We start from the raw sequence: 13,629 nt of genomic DNA on the forward strand, positions 1-13,629 counted from the left end.
GGAGGTAGAAAACCATGGCCGTGACCGTGTCCATCCCGACCATCCTGCGCACCCACACCGGCGGCGAGAAGTCCGTCGAGGCGTCGGGCAAGACTGTCCTCGAGATCATCGACGACGTCGAGTCGCGGCACGCCGGGCTGAAGGCGCGCCTGGTCAAGGAGGAGAAGCTGCACCGCTTCATCAACGTCTACGTCAACGACGAGGACGTGCGCTTCTCCGGCGGGCTCGACGCCGAGGTCAAGGACGGCGACACCCTGACCATCCTGCCCGCCGTCGCGGGCGGCGCGCGCTGAGCCGATGACCCGCTACGAGTCCCTCCTCGACGCGCTCGGCGGCACGCCGCTCGTCGGCCTGCCCCGCCTGTCGCCCACCGACGAGGTGCGGCTGTGGGCGAAGCTCGAGGACCGCAACCCGACCGGCTCGATCAAGGACCGGCCCGCGCTGGCCATGATCGAGGCGGCGGAGCGGGACGGCATCCTGCGGCGCGGGTCCACGATCCTCGAGCCGACCTCGGGCAACACCGGGATTTCGCTGGCCATGGCCGCGAAGCTCAAGGGCTACGGCCTGGTGTGCGTGATGCCGGAGAACACCTCGGCCGAACGCAAGCAGCTGCTGCAGGCGTACGGCGCGCGGATCGTGTTCTCGCCCGCCGCGGGCGGCTCGAACGAGGCCGTGCGGCGGGCCAAGGAGCTGGCGAAGCAGAACCCCGACTGGGTGATGCTCTACCAGTACGGCAACCCGGCCAACGCGGACGCGCACTACCGCGGGACCGGGCCGGAGCTGCTGAAGGACCTGCCGACGCTGACGCATTTCGTCGGCGGCCTCGGGACGACCGGGACGCTGGTCGGGGTCGGCCGGTACCTGCACGAGCACAAGCCGGACGTCCAGGTCATCGCGGCCGAGCCCCGGTACGGAGAGCTGGTGTACGGCCTGCGCAACCTCGACGAGGGGTTCGTGCCGGAGCTGTACGACGAAAGTGTGCTCAACGGACGCTATTCGGTGGGGGCGTACGACGCTCTCCGGCGGACGCGGGAGCTGCTGGAGCACGAGGGCATTTTCGCCGGGATCTCCACCGGAGCGGTGCTGCACGCCGCGCTCGGGGTCGCGGAGAAGGCCGCAGCCCGCGGCGAGACGGCGGACGTGGCTTTCGTGGTCGCGGACGCCGGCTGGAAGTACCTGTCGACCGGCGCGTATTCCGGGTCGCTGGACGAAGCGGCGGAACGGCTTGACGGTCAGCTCTGGGCCTGACCTAGCGCTCGTGAGGGGAGCCCGGGCGGGTTCCCCTCACGGCAGCAATCCCTTGACGAGCGCGTGCACGCCTCGTTCGTAATTGTCTTGTGCGGTAAGGGTTTCCCAGCGCGGGCCGATCTGGGCGAGCGCTGGGAATTCCGTCGCGTCCAGTTCCGCGAAGACTCGCTGGCGATAGGTGTCGCCGCCCTGATCGCGCCGTCGCGCGGCGGCCGCGCGTGAGCTGATCTCGCCGAGCGTGTAGTGCCACACCGCTCGGTAGACCTCCACCGCCGCCTCGATCGGCAGCCCGGCTTTTCCCGCCGCCGCAACGATTTTCTCCGGGTACCACAGCCCGCCGACTGACAGCAGGTCGTCGGAGCGCAGCACTTCCACGATCCACGGGCAGTTCGCCAGCCCGTCCCGCATCGCCGTCGCGACCGCCACGATCCGGTCGCACGGTTCCTCGGGGAGGTTCTCCGGCCGAGGCATTTCGCGGTGCGCGTAGTCGTCGAGCAGCAGAAGAAGCAGCCCCTCTTTGTCGCGCACGTGGTGATACAGCGCCATCGCCGTGCTGCCGACCTCCCGGGCGAGGCGGCGCATGGTCAGCGCGTCGACGCCTTCGGAGTCGATGACCCGGTGTGCGGCGGCCACGATGTCGGCCTTGGAGATCTTCGGCGGTCGGCCGGTGCGCGCTGGCATGCCGCCATGCTACTTTTTATACATGTACAAAAACTACTGGGGGACGGTCGCCGCGCTGGCGTTCGCGGTGGCGGTCGGGACTTTGCAGATGACCGTGGTGGTGCCGTTGCTGCCGCAGCTGCAGCTCAAGCTGGGGGTGCCGCTGAGCTCGGTGTCGTGGGCGCTGACCGCGGGGCTGCTGGCGGGCGCGGTCGCGATTCCGCTGGTCGCGCAGCTGGGCGACCTCTACGGCAGGCGCACGATGTCGCTGGTCGTGCTCGCGTTGCTGGTCGGGGGATCGGTGCTGGGGGCGGTCGCGGAATCGTTGCCGCTGCTGGTCGTCGGCCGGATCCTGCAAGGGACCGCCGCGCCGTTGCTGCCGCTGGCGATCGGCCAGGTCAGGAACGTGCTGCCGCCTCGGTCGCTGCCGACCGCGATCGGCGTGCTGAGCGCGACGATCGGCGCGGGCAGCGGCGGCGGGATGATCCTCGCCGGGCTCGCCGGCGGCGATCACCAGCTGGTGTTCTGGGTGCTGGCGGCGCTCGGCGTGGTGGCGTTCGCGCTGGTCGCCGCGGTCCGGGAGGACCGGACGGCCGAGGCCCGGAGCGGTTCGCCGGATCTGCTGGGCGCGGTGCTGGTGTCGGGATGGCTGATCTGCCTGCTGCTGGCGATCAGCAAGGGTTCCGAATGGGGCTGGGCGACCGTCGGGCTCCTGGTCACGGCCGTGGTGCTGGCGGCGGTGTGGGTGGCGACGGCGCGGCGCACGAAGACGCCATTGATTGAGATTCCCATGCTGCTGCACCGAAAAACGGTCGGCGCGACAGTGGCGTCTTTCCTGCTCGGTTTCGCTTTGTTCGCCACGATCATGACGCTTTCCGCGTACGCGCAGGGGATGCTCGGGGCGTCGGTGTTGCAGGTGGGGCTTTATCTCTTGCCGACGACGATCTTGATGCTCGTGGTTTCCGTGCTGGCCGGTGCGTTGATGCGCCGGTTCAGCGCGCCCGCCCTGGTCGCAGGCGGTTCGGCGGTGGTGCTGGTGGCCGCGTTGTGGCTGACGTTGCTGCCTGGCGACGGACTGGGTCTCTATGCCGTCGCAGCGGTGCTGGGGCTGGGCATCGGGCTCGGTTACGCCGCGCTGGGCACGATGGCGGTCGAGCACGTCGAGCCCGCGAAGACGGCCGCGGCGGGCGGGATCAACGCGCTGGTCCGGGTGGTGGGCAGCAGCCTCGCCGGAGCGGTGGGCGCGGTGGTGCTGTCGGCGGGCGGTCCGGGATGGAGCTTCGGGGTGGCGGCGGTGGCCGCGCTGCTTTCCGCCTTGTTCGCCGCCGCCTACGGAAACTTGCTGCGGAAGCCCGCAATGGTCTGACTGGCGGTCCGTGAAGGGGCCCTTCACGACCGAGCCGCCGCCGGGAGGTCCGTGAAGGGCTCCTTGAGGGAATCAGATTCCCTCAAGGAGTCCTTCACGGACGTTCCGGAAGCGGCAAGTCCGTGAAGGGGCCCCTCACGGACTTAGATTCCCTCAGGGAGTCCTTCACGGCCGCGTCACCCGGAGCCCAAGTTCAGGGATTTCTCCCGAGGCCGTCAGCTCGCCCCCGACGTAGCCTGAGGTCGTGAGCACACTGCCTCCCCTCCCGCCGACGTCGCCGCCGCCCGCTGCTGGCAGCGGCAAGCCGGTCGACGCCGCGAAGCGCATCCTGCCGCCCCATCCCAAGGCCGCGGCGTTCGTCGCGCTGGGGTTCGTGGCGGTGCTGTACCTCGTGGAACTGCTCGACGTGATCCTCCCCGGCGAGTTCACTCACGGCGGGATCCTGTCGCGGGAGGCGTCCAGTCTCGACGGGATCCTCTGGGCGCCGCTGCTGCACGCGGGCTGGTCGCACCTGTTCTCCAACACGGTGCCGGTGCTGGTCTTCTCGTTCCTCGCGATGGCGGCGGGCATCGGCCGGTTCGCCGTGGTCACCGCGATCATCTGGCTGGTTTCCGGGCTCGGCGTGTGGCTGGTCGGACCGTCGGGCGCCTACACCGTGGGCGCGTCCGGGCTCGCCTTCGGCTGGCTCGCGTACCTGCTGGTGCGCGGCCTGTTCCACCGGTCGCTCGCGCAGATCGCGGTCGCCGTCGTGCTGCTCGGCATCTGGAGCGGGATGCTCTGGGGCCTGCTGCCCGGCAACCCCGGCATCTCCTGGCAGGGCCACCTCTTCGGCGCGCTCGCCGGCATCCTCGCCGCGTGGCTGACCTCACGCGGGGAACGCGTCAAATCCCCGAAGAGCGAGCCGACGGCCCCGGGTAACCTCGGGATGTGAGTTCTCCAGGCGCGCCCATCGGTGTTTTCGATTCCGGCGTCGGCGGGCTCACTGTCGCACGCTCGATTCTCGAACTGCTGCCTGCCGAACAGCTGCGCTACGTCGGCGACACCGCGCGCAACCCGTACGGCCCGCTGCCCATCGCCACCGCTCGCGAGTACGCGTTGGCTGCTCTCGACGACATGGTCGAGAGCGGTGTGAAGGCGTTGGTGATCGCGTGCAACACAGCGTCTGCAGCTTGCCTTCGCGACGCGCGCGAACGTTACAACGTGCCTGTCATCGAAGTGGTCCTCCCGGCCGCGCGCCGAGCCGCCGTCGCCACGCACAGCGGACGCGTCGGTCTGATCGGCACCGAGGGCACTGTGCGTTCGAGGGCGTACGACGACGCCTTCGCCGCCGCGCCCGATGTACGCCTCACTAGCGTCGCCTGCCCGCGCTTCGTGGACTTCGTGGAGCGCGGCATCACCACCGGCCGACAGATCCTCGGTCTGGCACAGGGTTATCTGCAGCCGTTGCTCGAAGCCGAAGTCGACACGCTCATCCTCGGCTGCACGCACTATCCGCTGCTGTCCGGCGTGCTGCAGATCGTGATGGGGCAGGACGTCACGCTCGTCTCGAGCGCCGACGAAACCGCCAAGGACCTCTACCGCGTGCTGACCGAACTCGACCTGCTCGCCGAACGCGACGAGCCGCCGAAGCACGAGTTCCTCGCCACCGGTTCGCCGGAGCCGTTCGCCCGGTTGGCGCAGCGGTTCATGGGCTTCGCGCCGGGTGCGCTGGACCCGGTCAGCGCGTGACGCTGCGGCGCTGCTGAGCGGAGTTAGGGTGACGGGGTGCGACTGACGATCCTCGGGTGTTCGGGCAGCATCCCCGGGCCGAACGCCGCCGCGTCCGGGTACCTCCTGGAGGCGGAGGGCTACCGGCTCGGTCTCGAGCTGGGCTCGGGCGCGTTCGCCCAATTGCAGACCGTGCTGGACCCGTTCGACCTGGACGCGCTCGTCCTATCGCACCTGCACGCCGACCACTGCGCCGACGTCAACTCCCTCACCGTGCTTCGCCGCTACCACCCCGCGCCGCCGTACCCCGCGCGGCCGCGACGGTTGCCGCTGTACGCACCAGCAGACGCGCCTTCGCGCCTCGCGCACGCGTACGCAGCCGACGCGGCTGAACGAGCCGCCGTGGATCTGTCGGACGTGTACGAGTTCCACGAGCTGCGCGAAGAGCGGATCGAGATCGGTCCCTTCGACGTGACCGCGGTCGCCGTGTATCACCCGACGCCTGCATTCGGCCTACGCATCGCGTACGGCGGCACTATTCTCGCGTACACCGGCGACACCGGACTGTGCCGTGGCCTCGGCGAACTGGCTGACGGTGTCGATGTCCTGCTTTCGGAAGCGTCCTGGACCGATGCCGCCGACCGTCCGAAAGGCGTGCACCTCTCCGGGAAAGAGGCAGGTGAACTGGCCAAGGACGCCGGTGTCGGCCGTCTGCTGCTGACCCACGTCGCGCCGTGGACGGACCGCAACGCCGTCCTGGCCGAGGCCAGAGCGGTGTTCCCGGACGCCGAGCTGGTGACGCAGGGCGCGATCTACGACCTCTGATCGGAAAGTGTCAGAGGTACGTCCTAGAGTGCTCCCCGTGGTGAGAAAAGATGGCAGGAACGACGACCAGCTCCGCGAAGTGAAGCTCACCCGCGGGTTCCAGAAGTGGCCTGCCGGGTCGGTGCTCGTCGAGTTCGGCAACACCAGGGTGCTGTGCGCGGCAAGCGTGACCGAGGGCGTGCCGCGCTGGCGGGCCGGGTCCGGTCTCGGCTGGGTGACCGCGGAGTACGCGATGCTCCCGTCCGCGACCAACACCCGCAGCGACCGCGAAGCGGTCAAGGGCCGGATCGGCGGGCGGACGCACGAGATCTCCCGGCTGATCGGCCGCTCCCTGCGCGCGTGCATCGACCTGGCCGCGCTCGGCGAGAACACGATCGTCATCGACTGCGACGTGATCCAGGCGGACGGCGGCACCCGCACCGCCGCGGTCACCGGCGGGTACGTGGCCCTCGCGGACGCGATCACCTGGCTGGGCGCGGCGAACCGGCTCAACGACCCGCAGCCGCTGTCGTCCTCGGTGGCGGCGGTCAGCGTCGGCGTCGTGGACGGCCGGGTGCGCCTCGACCTGCCGTACGAGGAGGACTCGCGCGCCGAGGTCGACATGAACGTGGTCGCCACCGACGCCGGAACCCTCATCGAGGTCCAGGGCACCGGCGAGGGAGCCACTTTCGCGCGGTCCACTTTGGACACCATGCTCGACCTGGCGCTGGGCGGCTGCGCGGAACTGACCCGGCTGCAGAACGAAGCGCTGGCGCTGCCGTACCCGGGCGAGCTGCCGGAACCGCGGCCGGACAAGAAGAAGGGCCAGAAGTGACCAAGCTGCTGCTGGCCACCCGGAACGCGAAGAAGCTGGGCGAGCTGCGGCGGATCCTGGAGGCGGAAGGCATCCAGGGCATCGAGGTGCTCGGCCTGAACGACGTCGAGGAGTTCCCGGAAGCCCCGGAAACGGCTCCCGACTTCGAAGGCAACGCCGCGGCCAAAGCACGCGACGCCGTGGCCGCCACCGGCTTGCCCGCCATCGCGGACGACTCGGGCCTCACCGTCGACGCGCTGAACGGCATGCCGGGCGTCCTGTCGGCCCGCTGGTCCGGCAAGCACGGCGACGACGAAGCGAACCTGAACCTGGTGCTGGCGCAGCTGACCGACACCCCGGACGAGCGCCGGGGCGCGGCCTTCGTCTGCGCCGCTGTACTGGCCCTTCCGTCCGGCGAAACCACCGTCGTCCGCGGCGACTGGCGCGGCACGCTGACGAGGGAAAAGCGCGGAACCAACGGTTTCGGCTACGACCCGATCTTCGTGCCGGAAAACGAAACGAAAACCAGCGCGGAACTGGCCCCGGCGGAAAAAGACGCCGTTTCGCACCGCGGGAAGGCGTTGCGCGCACTTCTGCCGGCCTTGCGGAAACTGGCCGACGCATAACCGCCGGGTCCGTCCCGGAGCCGCGCTGGTGGCTCCGGGACGGGACTCGGGCTAGTCTCGGCAAGCATGTGCGCCCATATCGTCCTTGCCGAAGACGATCCGAAACAAGCGGAACTGGTCCGCCGCTACCTCGAACACGAGCAGCACACCGTGATCGTCGCGCCCACCGGCGAGGCCGCACTGGCGGAAATCCGCGCGGCGGAACCCGATCTCCTGATCCTGGACGTGATGCTCCCCGGCATGAACGGGCTGACCGTCTGCCGGACCATCCGGGCCTCCTCCGACCTGCCGATTCTCATGCTCACGGCCCGTTCGACCGAGGACGACCTGCTCCAGGGCCTCGACCTGGGCGCGGACGATTACGTCACCAAGCCCTACAGCCCGCGCGAACTCATGGCGCGGGTCCGGACCCTGCTCCGCAGAACGAACTCGGCGAAAGACGGTCCGCTCAAAGTCGGCACGCTGACCGTCGACAAGGAAAGGCACGAGGTCGCGGTAAGCGGAAACCCGATCGAAACGACTCCGGGGGAATTCCGGATCCTGGAGATCATGGCCGCTCGGCCGGACCAGGTTTTCACCAGGGCGCAACTCCTGGAACATCTGCACGGCTTCGACCGCTACATCACGCAGCGCGCCATTGACGTGCACGTCATGAACCTCCGGAAGAAAATCGAAGCCAATCCGAGAAAACCCGCGAAACTCCTGACGGTTTACGGCGTCGGCTACAAACTGACCGCGAAGTCCGATGCCCCGTAGCCTCCTCTTCCGCCTCTTCGCGGTAACCGCCGCCATCGCGGTGTGCGCCATCGCCGCCACCGCCTGGCTGGCCTCCCGGACCACTTCCGGTGCCATCGAACGGGAACAAGGCCAGCTCTTCGCCGACGACGGCACGATCTACCAGGCCCTCCTCTCGTACGCGGCCACCCATCCCACGTGGTCCGGCGCGGCCAAGACCATCAACGACTACGCGGAGAAAACCGGCCGCAAAATCGTCCTGACCACCCTGCAGGGCAAGCTGATCGCGAGTTCGGAACAAAACCCGGGCAAGCTCCCGCCGCAGCCGTCCGCGGTCATCGACCCCTTGGCGGTCGACACCCGGCTGGGCATCAAATCCACCCCCGACCGCATCGACCCCGACGCGGTCGGCCCCTACCGGCTCCCCGCCGACGAACGCGAAGAACTGCAGGAAATCGCCGACAAGGTCCTGTCCTGCACTCAGCGCAGAACCGGCCTGGGCAGCCTGGAAATCTCCCCGAGCGGCCACCCCCGGGTGATCGCGCCCGCGGGCACCGCCCAATGCGGCACCGCTCTCCTGGAACGCCCCACCGAGACCGAGCGAGCCGCCCTGGACAAGCTGTCCGGCCTGATCGACGCCTGCCTCGGCCGGAACGACAGCACGATCCCGGTCGCCAAACTGGGTCTCTTGTGGACCTTCGACGGCCCCGTCGTCCAAGCCACCGACCAGACCATCACCAACTGCGTAACCTCGGCCCGCAAAGAGCAGCTGACCCCCTACGTCGCCCCCGCGGCCTGGCTCTACATCACCGAAAAGGGCACCGACCAGCCCCCGACCGGTTTCACCCTCTCCTCGGGAAACCGCACGAAGCTGATCGCCGTCACCGCCGCGATCCTGCTGCTGACGGTCATCGTCACCGCACTGGCGTCGATCCGCCTGATCCGCCCCCTCCGCGCGTTGACCGGTGCGGCACAACGCCTCAAAGCAGGCGAGACGGGCGCCCGGGTCCGCGTCAAAGGCAAGGACGAGATCGCCCGCCTGGCCACCGCGTTCAACGAGATGGCGCGGGCGAGGGAAGAGCTGGAGAACGCCCGCAAGGCGATGGTCAGCGACGTCGCGCACGAACTGCGCACTCCGCTGTCCACGATCCGAGGCTGGCTGGAAGCCGCGCAGGACGGCATCAGCCAGCTCGACGACGACCTGGTCGCCTCCCTGCTGGAAGAAGCCGTCCACTTGCAACACATCGTGGACGACCTGCAAGACCTGGCCCTGGCCGACGCCGGTGCGCTGCGCGTCCACCCCGAACCCATTGACGCCAACACCCTGTTGACCCACTTGGCCGCCGCGCACGCCCCGCGCGCCGAATCCGCCGACGTCCGTCTTTCCGTCCCGCCTATGGAAAACCCCGCCATCACAGCGGATCCAGTGCGCTTGCGCCAAGCCCTGGACAACCTGGTCTCGAACGCCATCCGCCACACCCCGCCCGGCGGCTCGGTAACCGTCACCGCGAGGCAAGCCGAAAACGACGCGATTTTCGAAGTAACCGATACCGGAACCGGTATCGCCGCCGAAGATCTGCCCCGGGTTTTCGATCGTTTCTGGCGCGCGGATCCCTCCAGAAGCCGAGCGTCCGGCGGCAGCGGGCTAGGCCTGGCGATCGTCCGGAAATTAGCCGAAGCCCACGGCGGCGAAGTCACCGCCGCGAGCACGCCCGGCCGCGGCACCACCTTCACCCTGCGATTCCCTCGGGAGTAGCGCTGGCTGGCGGCTCTCGGCAATGCTTGCTGCGTGGAGTACGTGTCCCAGGTGCCGCGACCGCCGCTGGACGGCCTGATCGACGACCTCTACTACCTGGCGGGCACGCCGCCGTACGCCCGGCTGACGCTGCCGCCGGCACCGTCGGCATTGCTCATCGTCAACCTCGGGGCACCGTTCCGGATCCGCACCGGTCTCGAGACAGCCGAGTACGCCGACGGCTGCGTGATCACCATGCCCACCCGCGCCTACGAATTCGGCTATCCGCCCGGGACCCGCTCCGTCGGCGTGCACTTCAAACCGTGGGGGCTGGCGCCCTTCCTGCCGATGCCCGCCGCCGAACTGTGCGACCGGCCGGTGACGATTGAACAGGTCTGGGGCCGACCCGCCATCGCCGAACTGCGAGACCGGCTAGCCACGGCAACCGGACCGCACGAAATGCTGGCACTCCTTGAAGCCGAACTGATGCGACGGCTGACCGAAACCACGGGGTTGGGCCTGGTCCGCCAGATGAGCAGCATCATCGCGGCCACTCGCGGCGCGGTGGCGATCGGCGGCTTGAGCGAGGCAGCCGGGGTCAGCAGCACCCACCTGGCACAACGGTTCAAGGCACTCGTCGGCGTCACCCCGAAGCGGCTGGCCCGCACGCACCGCTTCACCGCCGCCGTGTTCGCGATCGACCCGGCCGGACCGGTCGACTGGGGCGACCTGGCCGATCGCGCGGGCTACTTCGACCAGGCCCACTTCAGCCACGAGTTCCGGGAGTTCACCGGGTTCACGCCGACCCGGTACCTCGAAGTCCGGCGGCGGTTCCTGCGCGAACATCCCGGCCACACGCTGGACGGCTGGCCGCTGCCCGCCGATTGATTTCTTACAAGAACGACCGCGCGCGACCCGCTAATTTGGGGCCACCTGAAGCAGAGGAGAACCCCCGTGGGCAAGGTCGTCATGTACAGCTCGGTGTCGGCGGACGGCTTCATCGCCGGCGAAAACGACCAGCCCGGTCCGCTGTTCGACTGGTTGACCAGCGGCGACGTCCCGCTGGACGAGAGCGGCGTGCTGAAGGTGTCGCAGGCCTCGTACGACTACACCCGTGCGTACTGGGACCAGATCGGGGTGACCGTCGCGGGCCGCCACGTCTTCGACCTGACTGAGGGATGGGACGGAAAACCGCCGAGCGGAATCGACCACGTGGTCGTCGTGACCCACCGCCCAGCACCCGAAGGCTGGGACGCAGAAGCGCCGTTCCACTTCGTCGACGGCGTCAAGGCAGCCGTGGCCAAAGCACAAGAGCTGGCCGGCGATCGCATCGTCGAGATCGCCGCAGGCGACGTCGGCGGCCAAGCATTAGCCGCGGGCCTGGTTGACGAGGTGCGCATGGACGTGGTGCCGGTGGTTTTCGGATCCGGCAAACGCTACTTCGGCTCAGTCAACGCACAGCACCTGCTGGAGAACCCCGAGGTGGTCCAGGGCGATCGGGTGCTGCACCTGCGCTATCCGGTGCGTCGCTGACCGATCGCGCGGAGAGGCCAGCCCGGCCTCTCCGCGCTTCGGGAACTCATTCAGGCGGAGATCCCCAGATCCCGGATCAACTTCGCCACGTGCCCGGTCGCCCGCACGTTGTAGGCGGCCTTGGCGATCTTCCCCTCCGCGTCCACGATGAACGTGGACCGGATCACGCCCTGCACGATCCTCCCGTAATTCTTCTTCTCCCCGAACGCTCCCCACGCGGACAGCACTTCCTTGTCCACATCGGACAGCAGCGGGAACGTCAGCTTCTCCGCCTCGGCGAACTTCGCCAGCTTCTCCGGCTTGTCCGGCGAAATCCCCAGCACCTGGTACCCCGCGTCGTTCAGTTCCGCGAGGTTGTCCCGGAAATCGCAAGCCTGCTTGGTGCATCCCGGCGTGCTCGCGGCCGGGTAGAAGTACACCACCACGGCCTGGCCGCGGAAGTCGCTGAGCGAGACGTTCTTGCCGGTGCTGTCCGGCAGGGTGAATCCGGGCGCTTCGTCGCCCACGGCAAGTCGCTGGTCGGTCATGGGGACGAGAGTAATTCAGGCGTCTCCGCAATACGTGACGACGGCGGGCTCGCCCGTGCTCGGCCGCACCTGCACGGCCATCCGAGCACTCTCCGCCGGCACCGCGAAAGCCAGCGTGACCTGCGTAGACCGGCCCGGCATCAGGTCCTTGCCCGCGTCGGAAACGCCGCCGAGCCCCTGGGTGGCGTCCACGACCTGCTTCGCCGGCTTCCCGGCGACCGTCGCGGTGACCGAGAGCGCGGAAACGCGGTACGGGTCGGTGCCGTTGTTCGTGACCTGGATGTAGAACGCCGCCGCGCGAGCGCTGCGCGGATACGCCGCCGGGCTCGGCTGGAAGGACTGCGGGGCCGACAGCGAGACCGTGATCCCGCTGGCGAAGCGGTGGTTGGCGCCGAACTGCAGGTCGCCGGAGGCTTGCGCGGCCGCGGGCTGCGCCGCCGGGTTGCCGACGCCCATCGCGGCGGAGCCTTCCCGAGCGTTGACGCCGCCGCAGGCTGCCACGGAGAACAGCAGGCAGGCGGTCAACAACAGCTTCGGGGTGCGCGGGGGCGCCATCGCGGGGGTACTCCAGTCGGGGTGGGGCGGTGTGCCGTTCGGCGTAGTTGCCGGGCGGACCCGCTCCACTCTGGCGGCACTAATGCCGCCACGGTGCGGAAGACGCGGACCTGGTGTACACCCGTGGCCGATCCGTGATCGAAAGAGCACACCGGGTGACAGTCGTCACCCCGATGTCAACGGCCGGAGGTCGGGATTCAGACCGCGAACGCGAACAACAGGATGAACACCGCGACTCCCGCGCCCCAGGCGACCATGAGCCAGCCGAAGTCGCGCACCGGGTCGACCGCGCGGCTTTCCTCGCCGGGGATGTACACGCCGCGGTTTTCGAACCAGTCCGCGCATTTGCGCAGGATCCGCAGCGGATTGCGTTCCGGCACCGCCTGCACCTCCCCGATGTCCGGGCCCAGCCTACGGGTTCGCGGGGGTTTCGCGGCCGTCGAGCCCGGCGATGCGCACGGCGAGTTCGACGAACGAGCGGACCAGCGGCGGCGCGGAGTCCTCGCGCCAGGCGACCACGAGCCGGCTCGGCGGGCAGCCGGCCAGCGGGACCGTCGTGACGCCCTCGGGAAACGAGTGCGCGAGCGGGGCCAACCCGACGGTTCCGTTCCACAGCACGGCTTGCAGGCATTCGTGCACCGTCCGCACGACCGGGCCGCCGGTGCCGCCGCCGCTCCAGAACGCCTGCCACTGCGGGTCGGTGCCGTCGGGAAACCGGAACCACGCCCGGTCGGCGAGCTCCTCCCGGCGCACCTCGGCGCGTCCGGCCAGCGGATCGTCCGCGCGCAGCACGACGCCCATCGGGTCGGAACGCAGCACGCGCGTGCGGATTCCGGTGGTGTCGAACGGAATCCGGGTGAGCGCGACGTCCACGAGCCCGGCGCGCAGGCCGGTGGTCGGGTCGGTGAGATCGGCCTCGCGGACGCTGATCCGCACGCCCGGATGCCGTTCGCGGAACTCGCCGGCGAGCCGGATCCCGACCGGTTCCGAGCTGTCGGCGAGGGTGCCGAGCCTGAGCGTTCCCGGCCCGGCCGCGGCGGCGACCCGCGCGCGGACCTGGTCGGCTCCCGCGAGCAGGGTGCGGGCCTCGTCGTAGAGCGCCGTCCCAGCGGCGGTGAGCGCGACCCCGGACGGCGAACGCTCCAGCAGGATCGCGCCGAGGTCGGTTTCGAGCTGTTTGATCGCGCGGCTCAGCGGCGGCTGGGTCATGTGCAGCCGCGCCGCCGCCCGGCCGAAGTGGCGTTCCTCGGCGACCGCGACGAAGTACCGGAGCGAACGGAGATCCACAACCAGCGACAATACCCTTGCGGTATCGGAAA

At 69.3% G+C, this 13,629-nt stretch carries 17 protein-coding genes; 12 read left to right on the forward strand and 5 right to left on the reverse strand.

Annotation, left to right across the window (positions count from 1 at the left end):
• Window positions 1–14 precede the first annotated feature (14 nt).
• Window positions 15–293: a MoaD/ThiS family protein gene (locus tag WA670_RS10430; RefSeq protein ID WP_009082495.1), complete on the forward strand. Its 279-nt coding sequence runs from the start codon at window positions 15–17 to the stop codon at window positions 291–293.
• A gap of 4 nt (window positions 294–297) precedes the next feature.
• A complete protein-coding gene (locus WA670_RS10435; protein ID WP_134733867.1) occupies window positions 298–1,248 on the forward strand; it encodes a PLP-dependent cysteine synthase family protein in 951 nt (316 codons plus the stop codon).
• Between the two features lie 36 nt (window positions 1,249–1,284).
• Here the strand turns inward: WA670_RS10435 and WA670_RS10440 are convergent, their stop codons facing one another.
• Window positions 1,285–1,929, reverse strand: coding sequence for a TetR/AcrR family transcriptional regulator (locus WA670_RS10440; protein WP_134733866.1), 645 nt, complete (start codon window positions 1,927–1,929; stop codon window positions 1,285–1,287).
• 22 nt (window positions 1,930–1,951) lie between these two features.
• Here WA670_RS10440 and WA670_RS10445 point away from each other — a divergent pair, with 22 nt between their 5' ends.
• The 10 genes from WA670_RS10445 to WA670_RS10490 all read left to right on the forward strand — a co-directional run bounded on the left by WA670_RS10445 (window position 1,952) and on the right by WA670_RS10490 (window position 11,228).
• Complete coding sequence (locus WA670_RS10445) at window positions 1,952–3,274, forward strand: MFS transporter (protein ID WP_336157588.1); 1,323 nt, start codon at window positions 1,952–1,954, stop codon at window positions 3,272–3,274.
• A 244-nt stretch (window positions 3,275–3,518) separates the two neighbouring features.
• Complete coding sequence (locus tag WA670_RS10450) at window positions 3,519–4,205, forward strand: rhomboid family intramembrane serine protease (protein WP_037815262.1); 687 nt, start codon at window positions 3,519–3,521, stop codon at window positions 4,203–4,205.
• Window positions 4,202–5,002 carry a glutamate racemase gene (murI, locus tag WA670_RS10455; RefSeq protein ID WP_336157589.1) on the forward strand — a complete coding sequence of 267 codons (801 nt, stop codon included), beginning with the start codon at window positions 4,202–4,204 and terminating at the stop codon, window positions 5,000–5,002. The genes WA670_RS10450 and murI overlap by 4 nt, the downstream gene beginning before the upstream one ends.
• Before the next feature lie 36 nt (window positions 5,003–5,038).
• On the forward strand, window positions 5,039–5,806 hold the full coding sequence (locus WA670_RS10460) for an MBL fold metallo-hydrolase (protein ID WP_037815259.1): 768 nt from the start codon (window positions 5,039–5,041) through the stop codon (window positions 5,804–5,806).
• Window positions 5,807–5,843: 37 nt separating this feature from the next.
• Window positions 5,844–6,620, forward strand: coding sequence for a ribonuclease PH (rph, locus tag WA670_RS10465; RefSeq protein ID WP_037815257.1), 777 nt, complete (start codon window positions 5,844–5,846; stop codon window positions 6,618–6,620).
• Complete coding sequence (gene rdgB, locus WA670_RS10470) at window positions 6,617–7,225, forward strand: RdgB/HAM1 family non-canonical purine NTP pyrophosphatase (RefSeq protein ID WP_043827854.1); 609 nt, start codon at window positions 6,617–6,619, stop codon at window positions 7,223–7,225. The genes rph and rdgB overlap by 4 nt, the downstream gene beginning before the upstream one ends.
• Window positions 7,226–7,291: 66 nt before the next feature.
• Window positions 7,292–7,981, forward strand: a complete 690-nt coding sequence (locus WA670_RS10475; RefSeq protein WP_043827855.1) for a response regulator transcription factor — start codon at window positions 7,292–7,294, stop codon at window positions 7,979–7,981.
• Entirely contained in the window at window positions 7,971–9,716 is a 1,746-nt protein-coding gene (locus WA670_RS10480; RefSeq protein ID WP_336157590.1) for a sensor histidine kinase, read from the forward strand. The genes WA670_RS10475 and WA670_RS10480 overlap by 11 nt, the downstream gene beginning before the upstream one ends.
• Window positions 9,717–9,767: 51 nt before the next feature.
• Window positions 9,768–10,583, forward strand: a complete 816-nt coding sequence (locus tag WA670_RS10485) for a helix-turn-helix transcriptional regulator (RefSeq protein WP_336157685.1) — start codon at window positions 9,768–9,770, stop codon at window positions 10,581–10,583.
• Window positions 10,584–10,649: 66 nt separating this feature from the next.
• Window positions 10,650–11,228: a dihydrofolate reductase family protein gene (locus WA670_RS10490; protein WP_336157591.1), complete on the forward strand. Its 579-nt coding sequence runs from the start codon at window positions 10,650–10,652 to the stop codon at window positions 11,226–11,228.
• A 50-nt stretch (window positions 11,229–11,278) separates the two neighbouring features.
• Here WA670_RS10490 and bcp read toward each other — a convergent pair whose 3' ends face one another.
• The 4 genes from bcp to WA670_RS10510 all read right to left on the reverse strand — a co-directional run bounded on the left by bcp (window position 11,279) and on the right by WA670_RS10510 (window position 13,597).
• Window positions 11,279–11,755 carry a thioredoxin-dependent thiol peroxidase gene (bcp, locus tag WA670_RS10495; protein ID WP_037815250.1) on the reverse strand — a complete coding sequence of 159 codons (477 nt, stop codon included), beginning with the start codon at window positions 11,753–11,755 and terminating at the stop codon, window positions 11,279–11,281.
• Between the two features lie 15 nt (window positions 11,756–11,770).
• The gene (locus WA670_RS10500; protein ID WP_037815248.1) at window positions 11,771–12,310 is read right to left on the reverse strand and encodes a hypothetical protein; all 540 of its coding nucleotides are present in this window, start codon (window positions 12,308–12,310) and stop codon (window positions 11,771–11,773) included.
• Window positions 12,311–12,507: 197 nt separating this feature from the next.
• The gene (locus tag WA670_RS10505) at window positions 12,508–12,690 is read right to left on the reverse strand and encodes a hypothetical protein (protein ID WP_037358542.1); all 183 of its coding nucleotides are present in this window, start codon (window positions 12,688–12,690) and stop codon (window positions 12,508–12,510) included.
• A 31-nt stretch (window positions 12,691–12,721) separates the two neighbouring features.
• Complete coding sequence (locus WA670_RS10510; RefSeq protein ID WP_134670094.1) at window positions 12,722–13,597, reverse strand: LysR family transcriptional regulator; 876 nt, start codon at window positions 13,595–13,597, stop codon at window positions 12,722–12,724.
• Window positions 13,598–13,629 lie beyond the last annotated feature (32 nt).

It is taken from the genome of Amycolatopsis sp. VC5-11, assembly GCF_037034185.1.
In the GTDB taxonomy this organism is placed as follows: domain Bacteria; phylum Actinomycetota; class Actinomycetes; order Mycobacteriales; family Pseudonocardiaceae; genus Amycolatopsis; species Amycolatopsis nivea.

Bases quoted from the DNA above. Each gene is read 5' to 3' on its own strand.
- WA670_RS10430 (WP_009082495.1), top strand. From the start codon at position 15: ATGGCCGTGACCGTGTCCATCCCGACCATCCTGCGCACCCACACCGGC.
- WA670_RS10435 (WP_134733867.1), top strand. From the start codon at position 298: ATGACCCGCTACGAGTCCCTCCTCGACGCGCTCGGCGGCACGCCGCTC.
- WA670_RS10440 (WP_134733866.1), bottom strand. From the start codon at position 1,929: ATGCCAGCGCGCACCGGCCGACCGCCGAAGATCTCCAAGGCCGACATC.
- WA670_RS10445 (WP_336157588.1), top strand. From the start codon at position 1,952: ATGTACAAAAACTACTGGGGGACGGTCGCCGCGCTGGCGTTCGCGGTG.
- WA670_RS10475 (WP_043827855.1), top strand. From the start codon at position 7,292: ATGTGCGCCCATATCGTCCTTGCCGAAGACGATCCGAAACAAGCGGAA.
- WA670_RS10480 (WP_336157590.1), top strand. From the start codon at position 7,971: ATGCCCCGTAGCCTCCTCTTCCGCCTCTTCGCGGTAACCGCCGCCATC.
- bcp (WP_037815250.1), bottom strand. From the start codon at position 11,755: ATGACCGACCAGCGACTTGCCGTGGGCGACGAAGCGCCCGGATTCACC.
- WA670_RS10500 (WP_037815248.1), bottom strand. From the start codon at position 12,310: ATGGCGCCCCCGCGCACCCCGAAGCTGTTGTTGACCGCCTGCCTGCTG.